This window comes from Roseateles chitinivorans (assembly GCF_002761755.1).
GTDB lineage: Bacteria > Pseudomonadota > Gammaproteobacteria > Burkholderiales > Burkholderiaceae_C > Roseateles > Roseateles chitinivorans.
In genome coordinates this window covers 50,397-66,119 of record NZ_PEOG01000018.1, presented here as the reverse complement: position 1 = coordinate 66,119, position 15,723 = coordinate 50,397, and the positions used below count along the sequence as shown (strand labels likewise).

The following is a 15,723-nucleotide window of genomic DNA, read 5'->3' as shown; positions in this document are numbered from 1 at the left end:
ATGGGAGCAGGCTTAGCAGCTCTCCCGCAGGACCAGCTCGAAGCCCAGATCCAGGCAGGGCTCGGCGACTGCCTCGTTGCGCATCAGCGCGACCAGCATCCGCGCCGCCTCCAGGCCGATCTCGCCGCGCGGGGTGCGCACCGTGCTCAGCGGCGGCAGCATCTGGCCACCGCCGGTGAGGTCGTTGAAGCCGGTGACGGCGACGCGCTCCGGCACCCGGATCCCCAGCCGCAGCGCCTGCAGCAGCGCGCCCTGGGCCAGGTCGTCGTTGTTGAAGAAGATCGCGTCGACATCTGGCACGGTGTTCAGGACGCGCTCGAACATCGCCGCGCCGAGGGCGAACGAGGACGGCGCCGCGTCCATGAACTCCAGCGCCGGATCGTGCGCCGCGCCCAGCGCTTCCCGGTAGCCCTGCGCGCGCTGCAGCGTGCGCGGGTCCAGTTGCGCCGCGGCGAAGGCGATGCGGCGATAACCGCGCCGCATCAGCTCGGCCGTCATCGCATGACCGGCCGCCTGTTGCGAGAAGCCGACCGAATACAGCCCCGGTTCGCCGCGGTTCTCCATCACATGGACGCAGGGCACGCCGCTGCCGTGGATCAGCGCCCGGGCCGCCTCGGTGCGGTCGAAGCCGGTGACCAGCAGCCCCGCCGGGCGGTTCATCAGGTAGGTGCGCAGCAGCGCCTCCTCCTCCTCGGGGTGATAGTGGGTGACGCCGATCAGGCTCTGGTAGCCGGCGGCCAGCAGCGTGCGCTGCGCGGCGTCCAGCAGGTCCACGAACAGCGCGTTCGAGAGCAGCGGGATCAGTACCACCACTTGGTTGCTGCGCGAGGACGCCAGCGCCCGGGCCGCCGGATCCGGCACGTAGCCGAGCTGGGCGACGGCGGCGGTGACGCGCTGGACCAGTTCCGCCGCCACGCTGCGCTCGCCCCGCAGCGCGCGCGAGGCGGTGATCGGGCTGACGCCAGCGGCCAGCGCGACGTCTTGCAGCGTGGCCCGGCCGGTGGCACGGCGGCGTTTGGAGGAGGGCGGGTTCATCGCCCGGAGGATAGCGCTATCCCCCTGGGTCGCCAGCCGGGTCCGACCCGGGGCCGCCGGCCGCGGCGCAACGCCGCCGCCCACCGCTCGGCCCCGCCCCGAAACTACGCGTAATCCCTCTCCTGGTGCCTGGATGCACCACCTAAGATAGCGCTATCCCAGCCGTTGGACGCCTTGTCAGGCCCTGCCGGACCGGGCGTTCACCTCGTGCGACGAGGGCCGACGGCGACACCGGATGACCCGATCGCCGTCTCTTTTCAGCCATCGAGATAGCGCTATCCAATGACTCTGCCGACCGCCACCGCCGCTTCGAACCCGGGCCCGATCCGGGCCACGGCCCTTGTCGTCATGGGCGTCGCGGGCTGCGGCAAGACCAGCGTCGGCGAGGCGCTGGCCCGCACGCTGGGTTGGGCCTTCATCGAGGGGGACCTGCATCACGCGCCGGCCTCGATCGCCAAGATGCAGGCCGGCCAGCCGCTGGCCGACGAGGACCGCTGGGGCTGGCTGGACCAGCTCGGGCAGATGCTGCGGACGCAGGCGCCGGTGGTGCTGAGCTGCTCGGCGCTCAAGCGCGCCTACCGCGAGCGGCTGCGAGCCGCCCGCCCGGCAGTGGGCTTCGTCTACCTGGACATCGACAAGCCGCTCGCCCTGCAGCGCGTGGCCGCGCGCGCCGCCGCGCACATCTTCCCGGCGAGCCTGGTGGACAGCCAGTTCGCCACGCTCGAGCCGCCGACCGGCGAGCCGGGTGTCGTGACCGTGCCGGCGGCGCTGCCGCTGGACGAGCAGGTCGGGCGCGCGCTGGCGCTGCTCGCCGCGCATCCCTCCCAGGAGACCGACGCATGAGCATGTCCGATCACGATCCTTCCGCCGCGGCCGGAGCGGGCGCCGCCGCGCCGCGCTCGCGCCTGCGCACGGCGGGCGAGGCCGCGATGGCGCTGTGCCTGGGCGTGATGGCGCTGGCGGTGTTCGTCAACGTCGTGCTGCGCTACGGCTTCGGTGGCGGCATCGCGGCCAGCGAGGAGCTGTCGCGGCTGCTGTTCGTCTGGATGGTCTTCATCGGCGCGACCGCGGCCTATCCGCTGGGCGAGCACATGGCCTTCACCAGCCTGCTGCTGCCGCTGCGCGGCAAGCCCCGGGCGCTGCGGGCGGTCACCGGCCTGATCCGCGTCGCGGTCATCGTGGCGGCCGGCCTGGTCGGCTGGGGGGCCTGGCAGCAGGTGGTCGTCGGCATGGACAGCCGCTCGGTGGTCCTGGGCTATCCGACCGCGCTGCTGCCGCTGCCGGCGCTGCTGTCCTGCGCCGCGATCGCGGCCATGGCGGCCTGGGAACTGGTCCGCGGCAAGCCGCTGGACCTCGAGCACGAGTCCGACGTCGAGTAAGGGCGGGGCAGATCGATCATGAGCAACGAGGCACTGTCCTTCATCGTCTTCGTCGGCGGCATGGTGCTGCTGATGGGCATCGGCATCCCGATGGCCTTCGCGCTGGTGCTGACCGGCGCCGGCATGGCCTGGGCGCTGGAGTTCTGGGACACCCAGCTGCTGGCGCAGAACCTGGTGGCCGGCATCGACAGCTTCCCGCTGCTGGCCGTGCCCTTCTTCATCCTGGCCGGCGAGCTGATGAACGCGGGCGGCATCAGCCGCCGGATCATCCAGATGGCGCAGGCCTGGGTCGGCCACATCCCCGGCGGGCTGGGCTTCGTGGCGATCGGGGCCTCGGTGCTGATGGCGAGCATGAGCGGCTCGGCGCTGGCCGACACCGCCGCGCTGGCCACCATCCTGTTGCCGATGATGCGACGCCATGGCTATCCGATGGCGACCTCCGCCGGGCTGATCGCCTCGGGCGGCATCATCGCGCCGATCATTCCGCCGTCGATGCCGTTCGTGATCTACGGCGTGACGACCAACACCTCGATCTCGGCGCTGTTCCTCTCGGGCATCGTGCCGGGGCTGGTGATGGGCCTGGGATTGCTGATCGCGTGGAAGCTGCAGCTGCGCAAGATCGACCTGCCGCCGGGCACCGCGCTGCCGATGGGCGAGCGGCTCAAGGCCACCGCCCAGGCGTTCTGGGCGCTGCTGATGCCGCTGATCATCATCGGCGGCATGAAGACCGGCGTGTTCACGCCGACCGAGGCGGCGGTGGTCGCCGCCTTCTACGCGCTGGTCATCAGCTTCGTCGTGCACCGCGAGATGGGCCTGCGCGACCTGCACGGCGTGCTGGTGCGGGCTTCCAAGACCACGGCGATCGTGATGTTCCTGTGCGCCGGCGCGCAGGTGGCGAGCTACATGATCACGCTGGCGGACCTGCCGGGCGTGCTGACCGGCTGGCTGGGTGGGCTGATCGAGTCGCCGCGGCTGCTGATGGCGCTGATGATGCTGATCCTCGTGGTGATCGGCACGGCGCTGGACCTGACGCCGACGATCCTGATCTTCGCGCCGGTGATGCTGCCCATCGCGGTCAAGGCGGGCATCGATCCGGTGTACTTCGGGCTGATGTTCGTGCTCAACGGCGCGATCGGCCTGATCACGCCGCCGGTGGGCACGGTCCTGAACGTCGTGGCCGGCGTGGGCCGGCTGTCGATGCACCAGGTCATCAAGGGCGTGAACCCGTTCCTGCTCACCTATGCGCTGATCCTCGTCCTGTTCACCGTGTTCCCCGAACTGGTCATCGCGCCCGTCAAGTGGATGCGCTGACCCGGCCGCGACCCTTCCCCTGATCCTCAGCGACCCTCATCCCCAGGAGACAACCATGAGCTTCAAGACCCGCCGCAACACCCTGGCCGCCGCCGTCGCGCTGGCCGCCGTCGCGCTGAGCGCGGCGCTGCCCGCGCAGGCCGCCGACATCAAGCCGCGCCTGATCCGCTTCGGCTACGGCCTGGCCGAGAACAGCAACCAGGGCCGCGCGGTCAAGGTCTTCGCCGACGAGGTGGCCAAGCTGTCGGGCGGCAAGATGAAGGTGCGCGCCATCGGCGGCGCCGCGCTCGGTCCGGACACCCAGATGCAGCAGGCGCTGATCGGCGGCGCGCAGGAGATGATGGTCGGCTCGACCGCCACGCTGGTGGGCATCGCCAAGGAGATGGCGCTGTGGGACACGCCCTTCCTGGTCAACAACGTGCGCGAGGCCGACGCGCTGCTGGACGGCCCGGTCGGCGACAAGGTCCGCGGCAAGCTGACCGACAAGGGCCTGGTCGGCCTCGTCTACTGGGAGAACGGTTTCCGCAACCTGACCAACAGCAAGCATGCGGTCAACAAGCTGGAAGACCTGGACGGCATCAAGCTGCGGGTGATGCAGAACAACGTGTTCCTGGACAGCTTCAAGCAGCTGGGCGCCAACGCGGTGCCGCTGCCGTATTCGGAGCTGTTCTCGGCGCTGGAGACCAAGGCGGTCGACGGCCAGGAGAACCCGTACAACACCATCCTGTCGGCCAAGTTCTACGAGGTGCAGAAGTACCTGACGGTGACGAACCACGTCTACAGCCCGTGGATCGTGACCGTGTCGAAGAAGTTCTGGGACGGCCTGTCCAAGGACGAGCAGGCGGTGCTGCAGCAGGCGGCGGTCAAGAGCCGCGACTTCGAGCGCAAGGACACCCGCGAGGAGGCCGCCAAGGCGCTGGCCGAACTCAAGGCCAAGGGCATGGCGGTCAACGAGTTGAGCCCGGCCGAGACCGCCCGCATGCGCGACAAGCTGACCCGCGTGAATGCCGGCGTGGCGACGCAGGTCGGCATGGACCTGTGGACCGAGACCCAGGGCCAGCTGGCCAAGCTGCGCGGCGGCAAGTGAGCCCCCGGGGCGGAGGCGGTCACGCTTCGGCCTGAGGGAACGCGAGGGCGGCTCGCGGCCGCGCGCGGGCGGCCGCTGCCCAAACGACACGCCGTCACGGTAGGCTGCGGGTTCCGCCGCCGACCGGCGCGCTTCCCGACCGCTACGACATGACGACGTCCTCCCGCCCGCGCCGCCGCGGTTCCCGCGCCTTGCCCGCCGCCATCTCCGGCGGCGTCGGCCCCACCGGCGAAGCCGGCGCCGAGGGCGTCCTCGAGGTCCCGGTCCCCAAGCGCCCGACTGCCGCCGGGGCAGGCGAACCGCGCGTCATCGACCTCGCGCTGCAAGGGGGCGGCTCGCACGGCGCCTTCACCTGGGGCGTGCTGGACCGGCTGCTCGAGGACGGCCGCCTGCGCATCGACGGCGTGTCGGGCACCAGCGCCGGCGCGATGAACGCCGCGGTCATGGCCACCGGCTTCGCCCGGGGCGGAGCGCTCGGCGCCCGCCAGGCGCTGTCGCGCTTCTGGCAGGACGTGTCGGGCGTGCCGGCCTGCTTCGGCGTCGTCGGCGAGACCCAGGGGCCGGAGGACGCCGCGCGGCGGGAGACGCCGGCCTGGGTCTTCAACCGCAGCGCCTGGCCGGGCATGGCCGCCTGGGACGCCTGGCTGCGGCTGTGGAGCCCGTACCAGCTCAATCCCTTCAACCTCGACCCGCTGCGGGACATCGTCCGGCGCCATGTCGATGTCGACGCGCTGCGGGAGGGGCCGATCAAGGTCTTCGTCACCGCCACCTCGGTGCGCACCGGCCAGCCGCGGGTGTTCAGCGGCGAGGACCTGGGCATCGAGGCGCTGATGGCCTCGGCCTGCCTGCCGCACAGCGCGCAGACGGTGGTGATCGACGGCGAGCCGTTCTGGGACGGCGGCTTCTCGGGCAACCCGGCGCTGTGGCCGCTGGTCTACGGCACCGCCTCGGACGACGTGCTGCTCATCCAGATCAATCCGCGCGAGCATGAGGGCATTCCGCGGACGGCGGCCGAGATCGACGACCGCATCAACGAGATCACCTTCAACGCGAGCCTGGTGGCGGAGCTGCGTGCGATCGCCTTCGTGCAGCGGCTGCTGCGCGATCGGCGCATCGATCCGACGCGCTACAAGCAGATGCGGCTGCACCGCATCGCCGACGAGGACGGCCTGGCGCCGTTCGGCGCGTCGAGCAAGCTCAACACCGATCCGCGGCTGCTGACCACGTTGTTCGTGCTCGGTCGCGACGCGGCCGACAAGTGGCTGGGAACCTGCGCGCAGCATGTCGGCCACGAGAGCACGCTGGACATCGGCGAGGTGTTCCTCGCCAATCGGGTGCGCAACGCGCGGCCGGCGGTCAAGGCGGCCGGCGCGGTCGGCAAGGCTGGCAGGACGGACAAGACGGACAAGACGGAGAAGGCCGACAAGAGCGGCAAGGCCTGACGCTGAGCGTCAGGCCGGCAGCCCGCGCGGCGACTTCCGGCCCTCCGGCCCTTGCGGCCCTTCCGGACGTTCCAGCCGGCGCGGTGTTCAGGCGCCCGCGATACCGCCGCGCACCTTGAACCTGGCGATCGCCTCGGTCAGCGCCAGCGCCTGCTGGCGCAGGCTCTCGGCCGCCGCGGCGCTTTCCTCGACCAGCGCCGCGTTCTGCTGGGTGCCGCGATCGATCGCCGCCACCGCCTCGTTGACCTGCACGATGCCCTGGGTCTGCTGCTCGGTGGACGCGTTGATCTCGCCCATCAGGTCGGTGACCTTGCGCACCTGGGCGAGCACCTCGCCCATCGTGCGACCCGCCTCCTGCACCAGCATGCCGCCGGCATCGACCTTCTCGACGCTGTCCGAGATCAGCGTCTTGATCTCCTTGGCCGCCTGCGCGCTGCGCTGCGCGAGCGCGCGCACCTCGCTGGCCACGACCGCGAAGCCGCGGCCCTGTTCCCCGGCGCGCGCCGCCTCGACCGCGGCGTTCAGCGCCAGGATGTTGGTCTGGAAGGCGATGCCGTCGATCACGCCGGTGATGTCGCCGATGCGCTTGCTGGAGCCGGTGATGGCCGCCATCGTGGTGATGACACGGTCCACCACCTCGCCGCCCTGGCCGGCGACCTGCGCCGCGGCATCCGCCAGGCCGGTGGCCTTGCGCGAGGTCTCGGCATTGACCTGCACCGTCTCGGTCATCTGCGCCATCGAGGAGGCCGTCTGCTGCAGCGCGCCGGCCTGCGATTCGGTGCGGCTGGACAGATCCTGGTTGCCGGTGGCGATCTGGGTCGACGCGGTCGCGATGCCGTCGGCGGCCTGCCGCACGTTCGAGACCATCGTCGACAGGTTGCCGCTCATCGCCTTGAGCGCAGACAGCAGCTGGCTCAACTCGTCGCGGCCCTCGACCTGGATCTCGTCGCGCAGGTCGCCGTCGGCCACCGACTGCGCGACCTGGATCGCGCGGTTCAGCGGCCGGGTGACGGCTTGGCTGATCAGCCAGCCCAGCACGCCCGCGATGCCGGCAGACAGCAGCGCGGTGGCGATCAGCAGCAGCCGGTCGTGCGCGAACAGCTCGGTCGCGGCCTGGGTCTCGGCGGCCGAGCGCTCGTCCTCGTAGCGGATGAAGTCGCCGGTGGCCGTCAGCAGCGCCGCCAGCAGCGGCCGGCATTCCGCGTTCATCTTGGCGATGGCCTCGTCGCGCCGGTCGTCCTTGGCCAGACCGACGATCGCCAGCGCGACCTTGCCGTACTGCTGCTCGATCGCGTCGACCTTGTCGTAGAGCGTCCGGTCCTGCGCCGTCGCATCGGTCGCGGCGGCCAGGTGGCGCTTGAGCCGGTCCAGCGACTGCTGCACCGCCTCATGCGAGCGGGTGACGGACTGCAGCTCCATCGCACGGTCCTGCGGCGTGCTCACCAGCACCAGGTTGCGCGCCGCGATGGCCCGCGACTTCGCCGCGGATTGCAGCTCGACGACCAGCCGCTCGCGCGCGGCCACGCCCTGCAGGTAGTTCTCGACGCGCGAGCTCGACTGGTTCAGCCAGTGCAGCGCCGCGCCGGACACGGCGGCGACGATCATCGCCATCACGCCGAATCCGGCCCACAGCTTGGTCTTGACCTTGAGGCCCGAGATGTTCATTGGTGTTCCTCCCTGATGGATGCCCGAGGCCGCTGTCCGCGGTCCCCTCTCATCTTCGGCGCCGTCCCGCGCTTTCTCAATGCGGGCCTCGCCATTTCGCATGAAGGGCGATCCCCTACATCCGCCGTCAGGCGGGGGAGGGGGAAACCCTGACGGGGCGGACGGGGAGGGACGGGTTCAGGCGGCGAAGGCGTGCGCCAGGCCCGCGACCTCGCGCTCGAAGATCATCCGCTCGCGCAGCACCGCTTGTCGCGCCGGGCGCGACAGTTCCAGGTAGAGCTCGAAATCGCGCATCAGGCCGGCGGCGCCGGTGAAGACCTGATCCACCTGGTCCGGCTTGAAATAGCACTCCTCGGGCAGCGCATAGTCGCGCGCGGCGCCCACGTCCAGCGCGAAGACGCAGCAGTCGCGCATCAGCGCCTCGCGCGCCAGCCGGTCCTTGCCGGGGAAGGTGCCCAGATCGATGAAGAGCTTGCTGCGCCCCAAAGCCTCGTAGACCTGCGCCCGGGTCAGGCCGCGGATCAGGTGGACCTTGCAGCCGTTCTCGCGCTCCAGCCGGGCGGCGATCGCGGCCACGTCGTAGACCACCTTGTGGTTGGCATTGAGGGCGATGTCGGTCTTGGCGGCGGTCTCGAAGACCGGCTCGCCCGCGGCCGGCACCGGCTTGCCAGGCGTGTAGTCCGACAGCGGCAGCGTGCGGTTGCAGCCCAGCGCCCGGATGACGTCGCGCGCATAGCTCGACTGGTAGGTGTGCAGGACGCGCTCGCTGCGCAGCAGGTTCAGGTTGATCTTGTTGACCGACAGGTATTCGAAGGCGTTGTCGATGCTCAGCCACCAGACCATCGGCGTGCAGGGCTGGAAGTAGCGCAGCCAATGCACATAGGTCTCGGCCAGGACGACGCAGGTATCGGGCGTCATCGCGATCTCCTCGGCCAGCCGCACCTGGTACTTGTCGTAGTCGGCGACGGTGTTGGGCCGCGGCTGCAGCTTGAGCACCGTGCCGGCGCCCAGGCCGTTGCGGCGGAACAGGTCGTCGACGGCCGGCAGGTCGGTGGGCAGCACGTACCAGACGCGCGCATCGTGGCCCTGGCGGATCAGCGAGTCCGACAGCTGGTGCAAGGCCTCCGGCCCGCCGGTCTGCACGCCGTGGGGAATCAGGATGACGATCTGCTGCTTCGCGTTCATCGGTGGCCTTGTGGATCGGTGGTCGTTCTTGGGAAGGGAAAGATGGGCGGCCGGGTGCTCAATGCGCCGCGTTCAGTGACGCCAGCCGCTGCTGGAGCTTCTCGGCCGCGGCCGGGGAAACCGCCTGGAAACCGGGCAGCAGGAAGCCGCTGCGTGTCTTGATGATCCGGTCGGAGAGATGCTCCAGCAGGAAGTCGGGCATCTCGCGGTAGACCATCGGCAGGTGGAAGATGCCGTGGAAGCCGAAGGTCGGGTAGGGCACCGCCGGGAACTCGACCGAGAAGTGCGAGGCGATCGCCTTGGGCGCGAAGCGGCAGCCGGCGCGCTCCAGCGTCTCGCGCATCGTGCGGCAGATGTAGAGGTCCTCGGCCTCGGTCGGGTCCGGATAGTCCAGCTGAGCGACCGCATGCACCAGCCGGCGCGAGCGCCAGGAGAAGCCGCCGTTGCCGACCTCGTTGACCTCGTAGTTGGGCCAGGGCGCGCCGATGTAGTCGTAGTGCAGGAAGTGCGGCGAGAACTGGTCGGCGTTGAGCACGAAGCCGTCGTACTGGATCACCAGCACATGGTCGGCGCTGAGGTGCTTGGCCAGCTCGCGGGTGATCAGCAGGTTGTACTCCGCGATCGAGCGCAGCGTCGGCACCGGGATCACCGGCAGGCCGGGCCAGAGCTCCGGCTTGTCGGAGTAGATCAGCACCTGGCTGAAGGGCAGGCCCTGCAGCTCCATCTGCCGCATGCTGTGCAGCAGCGCCTGGCGCGCCAGGACATGCAGGTCGGTGTCGACGATGGCGACGGCGATGCTGGGCTTGGCGGCGGTGCTCATCTCACATCAGGTCCAGCAGCTGCTTCGTGACCGTGCCCCAGGAGAAGCGCTGTTCCAGCCGCTGCCGGGCGGCCTCGCGGCGCGGCGCCGGCGTCAGGCGCTGCTCGACGACCTGCAGCATCGCCTCGCGCAGGTCGTCCAGGTCGGGCACGACGAAGGCGCCGACCGGCTGCGGCGCGTCGGCCGCGGTGCCGGGGCGGCTGTGCAGGCGGTGGCACAGCTCGGGCGGGGTGAAGTCGTCGGTGGCGCCGCCGCCGCTGACGATCACATGCGTGCCACAGCCCATCGCCTCCAGCACCGGCAGGTTGAAACCTTCCGCGCGGTAGGGCGAGACATAGGCGTCGGACAGCGCGTACAGCGAGCGCAACTGCGGCAGGTTCAGGCTGGTCGACAGGATCGCGATGCCCTCGCGTACCTGGGGCGAGTTCAGCGCCGGCGCCCGGGTCGCCAGTTCGGCGAAGAGGCGCTCGACGCCGATGCCGTACAGGCCCTGATGGTCCTTGAGGATCAGCCGCACCGGCAGGCCCTTCAGGCGCAGCTCGGCGAAGGCCAGCAGCAGCAGGTCGATGCCCTTGTTCCAGGTCGCCACGCCGACGTTGGTGAACACCGTTTCGTGCGGCTGCATGCCCAGCGCCGCGCGGGCGGCCTGGCGCTGCTCCGGCGTCATCGGGAAGAAGGTGTCGGTCTTGTAGCCGTGCGGCACGACCAGGACCTTGTCGGCCTCGAAGCCGTAGTCCACCAGCCGCGCCTTGGACCAGCGGGTCGGCGTGACGACGAAGTCGTCGCCCTGGGTCAGTGCGGCGGGCGGCATCTCGGGCGGGTCGAAGCTCTTGCCGGACAGGCCGAACTCGGTGACGACGAAGGTCGCGTTGCGGCGCGCGGCCGCCGGATCGCCCAGCCGCACCGGCGAGGCGATGCGCAGCCGCACGTCCATCACCCGGTCACCGGGATCGGGCAGCGCGTCGATGATGGCGCGCTCCTCCGGCGCGAAGCCCGAGTCCAGCTTGCCCTTGTCCCAATGCGGCATGAAGAAGGGCGCGTCCCGGTGGAACAGCTCGAACCGCGGGTCCTTCACCATCTCCAGGATCTGGTTCTGGTTGACCATCGCGATGGAGTGGTTCACCCCCCGCCAGCCCTCGATGCAGAGTGTCTTCATCCGGCCGATTGTGTCCCCTCGTCCCGAGGGCCATACGCCGATAAGGGGGATGGGTCCGGCCCAGTCCCGCGCTCAGGGGTCAGAGCAGCGGGGCCGCGCCGTCCTCTTCCAGCCGCCGGGCGGTGGCGTGCAGGGCCGCCATCGCGGCGTGGTGCACCGAGGCGGCGGTCTCCTCCGGCGCCGAGGCCGGGCCTGCCGTCACCCCCGGGGAGACCGTCGCCGAGGCGGAGGCCGCGGTGTGCGCCGCATCGGACAGCAGGGCGGTGGTCGATGCCGCGGGCGCGGCCAGAACGTCCTCGGCGGACACCTGCGGCCTGGCGGACGCGGCGTGGCCGTCCGCCGTGCCGTCGGTGGCCTTGGCGAACCAGACATCGCCCATCTGGTGCGTGACGCCGTCGGCGGTCTTGTAGCCTGAGAGCAGCCCGACCAGGTTGCCGTGGTCGACGGTCGAGCTCGAGCGGGCGGCCAGGTCCAGCTCGACGATGCCCAGGTCGGACAGCGACTTCAGCTCGCCCGCGTCGGTCTTGCCGTTGCCATTGGCGTCGGCCCAGATCCGCAACTGGGAGAAGGCGGCGTCGTGGGCGTTCAGCACGTGGTCCGCATTAGCATCGAGCGCCAGCATCGCCTCGTAGCCGTTGGCCGCGCGGTGACCGTTGGCCAGCACGGTGCCGCTGCCGAAGAGCTCGCCGCCCGAGTCGATCTGGCCGTTGCCGTTCAGGTCGCGGGCCAGCAGCCCGTTGCCCTGTGCCATCCAGCCCCATTGCTGGGCGTGGCCGGTGTTGTTCATGTCGAAGCTGACGCCCTGCGCCGCGGCGACCGTGCCCAGCCCATGGCCGTCGAGGTTCAGCAGGATGGGCGTGGCCAGGAACAGCGCGTCGAGCTGAGCGCCGCTCATCGCATGCAGCGCCTCGGTGCTGAAGGCCAGCACCTGGTCCATGTTCAGCGCGGCGAGGTCGCGGGTCTCGAAGCCGATGACCGCGTCGGTGCCGATCGCGTGGATCTGGTCCAGGGTCAGCGCCCGGGCCTGGTCGCGGCTGAGCGCGGCCAGGTCGTCGCTGGACATCGTCGCGAAGCCCTCGGACGAGATCGCCGCCACCTGCTGGGAGGTCAGCGCGGCGACCTGGCGGCTGTCCAACGCCTCGATCGCGTCGGAGTGCATCGCCGCGATCGCCTCGGTGTGCAGCGCGCGCAGCGTCTGCGTCGTCAGCCCGTGGACCTGGTCCGAGCCGAGCGAGGCGAACACCTCGGTCGACAAGGCGTTCAGCGTCGCCGTCCCCAGCGCCCGGAAGGCCGACGAGCTCAGCGCCGCATAGTCCTCGGTGCCGAATCCGGCCAGCTGCGCGGTCGTCATCTCGGCCAGCTGCAGGCTGGTCATGGCATGGACCTGGTCGGTGGTCAGCCCGGCGAAGTCGCCGGCGTCCATCACCCGGATCGCGCGGCCGGGCAGCAGCGCCACGTCCTGCGCGTCCAGCGCCGCGATCTGGTCGCTGGTCCAGGCCAGCACCTGCACATTGGTCAGGCCCAGGATCTGCGCCGTGCCCAGCGCCTGGATCTGCTCGGTGGTCATCGCCGCCGCCTGCTGGTAGCTCAGCGCGCCGACCTGGTCGGGCCGCAGCGCCGCCACCTGATCGACGCTCAGCAGCGCGATCTGGTCGGAGCCCATCGCCTTCAGGGCCGTCGTGTGCAGCACCGCCAGGTCCTGGGTCTCCAGCGCGGCGATCTGGGTGGCATTCAGCGCCGCCAGTTGGGACGAGCGCAGCGCCGCGAACTGCAGCGTCGTCAGCGATGCCAGCGCGGTCGGATCCATGGCCGCGATCTGCAGCGAGTTCAGCGCCGCGATCTGCTTGACCGACAGCGCGCCGATCTGGTCCAGGTCGAGCGAGCCGAACTGGTCGCTGCTCAGGCCCAGCAAGGCCTGCGAGCCCAGGCTGGCCAGCTGCGCCGTGCCCAGCCGGTCGATCTGGTCGGCCGTCAGGCCCATCAACTGCTTCGAGCTCAGCGCCGCGAGCTGGGCATTGCTCAGCGAGGCGATGCTGTCGCCGTTCATCGCGGCGATCTGGGCCGAGCTGAGGCCGGCCAGCGCGCGGGTGGTCAGGCCGACCACGTCCTGGAACTCCAGGTTGGCGATCTGGTCGGTCCCCAGCGCCGCCAGTTGCCGGGAGGAGAAGACCGAGAACTGCGACGAATCCAGCGCGTTCAGGTCGGCCTGCTCCAGCGCGGCCAGCTGGGTGGTCGTGAGCGCGGCGACCTGGTTGGTGCGCATCGCCGCGAACTGGTCGGGCACCAGCGCGTTCAGCTGCTCGGTGGTGAAGCCCTGCAGGGCCTGGACGCTCAGACCGCGCACGCCGTCGGTGGACAGCGCGTCGATCTGGGTCGGCGTCAGCGCCGCCACCTGGCCGGTCCCCAGCAGCGCGGTCTGCGCGCTGCCGAAGGCACCGACCTGCTCACGGCTCAGCAGATGGATCTGCTCGGTCGTCAGCGCGGTCAGGTAGATCGGCTTGACGGCGGCCAGCAGCGTCGGGTCGAGCGCGCCGATCTCGTCGGTCGAGATCGCGGCGAGCTGGAAGGAGGTCAGCGCCGCGAAGTGCGCGCTGCCCAGCGCATTGAGGCTGTCATGGTCGAGGGTGCGCACCTGCGCCGTGCTGAGCGCGGCGAGCTGGCCGTCGCGCAGCGACGCCAGACCGGTCGGGCCGAGCGCATCGAGCTGGTCGGCGCTCAGGCCGCGGATCGCCAGCGTGCTGATGGCCTGCAGCGAGGCCGGCGCCAGCACCTGCAGCTGGGCCGGCGTGAGCGCCGCCACCTGGGCCGCGGTCATCGCGCCGGTCTGCGCGGTGCTGAAGGCGGCGACCAGGGTGACATCCAGCGCCTGCACCTGCGCGCTGCTGAGCGAGCGGATCACCGTCGCGTTCAGCGCGCCGAAGTCCTCGGGCTCCAGCTGCGCCACCTGGTCGGTCGTCAGGCCGCGGAATTGCGCCGACGTCAAGGTCGCGAACTGCGCGGTGCTCAGCGCGTTCAGGTCCTCCGGGCTCATCGCCGCGAGCTGCGCCGTGCCCAGCGCGCGGATCTGGCCGCTGGTCAGCGCCTGCAGCTGGTCGGAGCTCAGCACGCCGAGCTGGTGATCGGTCAGCGTCGCGATCACCCGCGTGGACAGCGCCTGGATCGCCGCCGTGCCCAGGGCGGCGAGCTGCTCGTCGCTCAGGTCGCGCAGCTGCGCCGTCGTCAACGTGCCGGTCTGGGCTCCGCTCAGCGAGGCGATCTGCTCCGAACTCAGCGAGGCCATCTGCGCCGGCGTCAGCCCGCGCAGCGTCGCGCTGCCGAGCGCGGCCAGGTCCTCGGTGCCCAGCGAGTGGAACTGCTCGGTCGTCAGCGACTGCAGCTGCTTGGAGCTCAGCGCGGCGAGCTGCGCGGTCGACAGCGCGGCCAGGTCGTCGGTGTCCAGCGCGGCCAGCTGGCGCGTGGTCAGCATCGCGATCTGCAGCGTCTTCAGCGCACCGAGCTGCTCGGCGCTCATCGCGCCCAGCACCTCCGGCTTCAGGCCGATCAGCGCGCTGCTGCTGAGCAGGCGCAGTTCGTCGGTGCTGAAGGCCGGCAGCTGCTCGCTGCCGACGCCGATCAGCTGGGTGGAGGTCAGGCTCTGCACCTGGCGCGAGCTGAGCGCGTCGACCTGGTCGGACGACAGCGCACCGAGCTGCGCCGAGTTCAGCGCCCGCAGGCCCTTGGTGCCGATGGCCGCCAGGTCCTCGCCCTCGAGCGCGGCGACCTGCGCCGTGCTCAGCGACTTGATCTGCAGCGTGTTGAGGGCGCCGGCCTGCTCGGTGGTCAGCGCCACCAGCGCGTCGGTGCCCAGCGTGCGGAATTGCTGGCTGGTCATCGCGGCGATCTGGCGGCTGTCCAGCGACTGCACCGCGTCCGAGGACAGCTGCGACACCGCGGCCGTGGTCAGGCCGCGGATCGCTCCGGTGCTCAGCGCCTGCAGCGCGTCGGTGCTCAGCGCGCTGAGCTGGTCGCCGCTCAGGCCGCGGGTCTGGTTGCCACGCAGCGCGCCGATCTGGGCGGTGCTGAAGGCGTTGAGCTGGTCGACGCTGAGGGCGCCGATCTGCACCGTGTTGAGCACCTGCATCGAGGCGGTGCTGAACACGGCCACCTCCTCGGTGCTCAGCAGGCCGATCTGCTGGCTGCCCAGGCCGCGCACCTGCACCGAGGACAGCGCCGCGATCTGCGCGCTGTCGAGCGCGCTGAACTGGTCGCTGTCCATGCGGCGCAGCCGGTCCACCGTCAGCGCCGGGATCTGCGCGGTGGTCAGCGCGTGGATCTGGTCGGTGGTCAGCGCCGCCAGCGAGGCGGTGGTCAGCGTCCGCAGCGCGCCGGTGTTGAGCGCCTGCACATCCTGCAGCTCCAGCGCCGCGAGCTGGCCGGAGGCCAGGTAGTTGAGCTGCCGCGCGGTCAGCGCATGCACCTGCAGCGTGGTCAGGCCCACCACCTGCGCGGCGCTCAGCATGGCCCACTCCGGCCCGGTCAGCGTGGCGAGCTGCGCGGTGGTGAGGGCTGCGATCTCCTCGGGAGTGAGCGAACCGACGTCGAAAGTGGCCATGGGGAGGGGAGGGTACTGCGGGAACCTGACGGTCTGTCGTTTGCGGCCCACG

11 protein-coding genes are annotated in these 15,723 nt (G+C 70.8%); 5 read left to right on the top strand and 6 right to left on the bottom strand.

Features of this window, described 5'->3' with window-relative positions; translation table 11 throughout:
- Positions 1–12: 12 nt before the first annotated feature.
- Positions 13–1,035 (bottom strand): HTH-type transcriptional regulator GntR, encoded by a 1,023-nt coding sequence (gene gntR / locus CS062_RS08600; protein WP_099861225.1) that lies wholly within the window; start codon positions 1,033–1,035, stop codon positions 13–15.
- Between the two features lie 348 nt (positions 1,036–1,383).
- Between gntR and CS062_RS08595 the strand changes: the two genes are divergently transcribed.
- From CS062_RS08595 to CS062_RS08575, 5 genes are all read left to right on the top strand, one after another.
- Positions 1,384–1,878 (top strand): gluconokinase, encoded by a 495-nt coding sequence (locus tag CS062_RS08595; RefSeq protein WP_099861264.1) that lies wholly within the window; start codon positions 1,384–1,386, stop codon positions 1,876–1,878.
- Positions 1,875–2,414, top strand: a complete 540-nt coding sequence (locus CS062_RS08590; RefSeq protein ID WP_438270467.1) for a TRAP transporter small permease — start codon at positions 1,875–1,877, stop codon at positions 2,412–2,414. Before CS062_RS08595 ends, CS062_RS08590 begins: the two co-directional genes overlap by 4 nt.
- A gap of 18 nt (positions 2,415–2,432) precedes the next feature.
- Entirely contained in the window at positions 2,433–3,725 is a 1,293-nt protein-coding gene (locus CS062_RS08585; protein WP_099861223.1) for a TRAP transporter large permease, read from the top strand.
- Positions 3,726–3,780: 55 nt separating this feature from the next.
- Positions 3,781–4,812, top strand: coding sequence for a TRAP transporter substrate-binding protein (locus CS062_RS08580; protein ID WP_099861221.1), 1,032 nt, complete (start codon positions 3,781–3,783; stop codon positions 4,810–4,812).
- Positions 4,813–4,961: 149 nt separating this feature from the next.
- Complete coding sequence (locus CS062_RS08575; RefSeq protein ID WP_199174202.1) at positions 4,962–6,254, top strand: patatin-like phospholipase family protein; 1,293 nt, start codon at positions 4,962–4,964, stop codon at positions 6,252–6,254.
- Between the two features lie 87 nt (positions 6,255–6,341).
- Here the strand turns inward: CS062_RS08575 and CS062_RS27265 are convergent, their stop codons facing one another.
- The 5 genes from CS062_RS27265 to CS062_RS08550 form a co-directional block, all read right to left on the bottom strand.
- Positions 6,342–7,919 carry a methyl-accepting chemotaxis protein gene (locus tag CS062_RS27265; protein WP_099861219.1) on the bottom strand — a complete coding sequence of 526 codons (1,578 nt, stop codon included), beginning with the start codon at positions 7,917–7,919 and terminating at the stop codon, positions 6,342–6,344.
- Between the two features lie 177 nt (positions 7,920–8,096).
- Positions 8,097–9,104, bottom strand: a complete 1,008-nt coding sequence (locus CS062_RS08565) for a hypothetical protein (protein WP_099861217.1) — start codon at positions 9,102–9,104, stop codon at positions 8,097–8,099.
- Between the two features lie 58 nt (positions 9,105–9,162).
- The gene (locus tag CS062_RS08560) at positions 9,163–9,924 is read right to left on the bottom strand and encodes a DUF5672 family protein (protein WP_099861215.1); all 762 of its coding nucleotides are present in this window, start codon (positions 9,922–9,924) and stop codon (positions 9,163–9,165) included.
- Between the two features lies 1 nt (position 9,925).
- Positions 9,926–11,080 (bottom strand): glycosyltransferase family 4 protein, encoded by a 1,155-nt coding sequence (locus tag CS062_RS08555; RefSeq protein ID WP_099861213.1) that lies wholly within the window; start codon positions 11,078–11,080, stop codon positions 9,926–9,928.
- 79 nt (positions 11,081–11,159) lie between these two features.
- Positions 11,160–15,671, bottom strand: coding sequence for an SPM autocatalytic domain-containing protein (locus CS062_RS08550; RefSeq protein WP_099861211.1), 4,512 nt, complete (start codon positions 15,669–15,671; stop codon positions 11,160–11,162).
- Positions 15,672–15,723: the final 52 nt, after the last annotated feature.

Bases quoted from the DNA above. Each gene is read 5' to 3' on its own strand.
- CS062_RS08550 (WP_099861211.1), bottom strand. From the start codon at position 15,671: ATGGCCACTTTCGACGTCGGTTCGCTCACTCCCGAGGAGATCGCAGCC.
- CS062_RS08560 (WP_099861215.1), bottom strand. From the start codon at position 9,924: ATGAGCACCGCCGCCAAGCCCAGCATCGCCGTCGCCATCGTCGACACC.
- CS062_RS08595 (WP_099861264.1), top strand. From the start codon at position 1,384: ATGGGCGTCGCGGGCTGCGGCAAGACCAGCGTCGGCGAGGCGCTGGCC.
- CS062_RS08555 (WP_099861213.1), bottom strand. From the start codon at position 11,080: ATGAAGACACTCTGCATCGAGGGCTGGCGGGGGGTGAACCACTCCATC.
- CS062_RS08585 (WP_099861223.1), top strand. From the start codon at position 2,433: ATGAGCAACGAGGCACTGTCCTTCATCGTCTTCGTCGGCGGCATGGTG.
- CS062_RS08590 (WP_438270467.1), top strand. From the start codon at position 1,875: ATGAGCATGTCCGATCACGATCCTTCCGCCGCGGCCGGAGCGGGCGCC.
- CS062_RS08565 (WP_099861217.1), bottom strand. From the start codon at position 9,104: ATGAACGCGAAGCAGCAGATCGTCATCCTGATTCCCCACGGCGTGCAG.
- gntR (WP_099861225.1), bottom strand. From the start codon at position 1,035: ATGAACCCGCCCTCCTCCAAACGCCGCCGTGCCACCGGCCGGGCCACG.
- CS062_RS08575 (WP_199174202.1), top strand. From the start codon at position 4,962: ATGACGACGTCCTCCCGCCCGCGCCGCCGCGGTTCCCGCGCCTTGCCC.
- CS062_RS27265 (WP_099861219.1), bottom strand. From the start codon at position 7,919: ATGAACATCTCGGGCCTCAAGGTCAAGACCAAGCTGTGGGCCGGATTC.
- CS062_RS08580 (WP_099861221.1), top strand. From the start codon at position 3,781: ATGAGCTTCAAGACCCGCCGCAACACCCTGGCCGCCGCCGTCGCGCTG.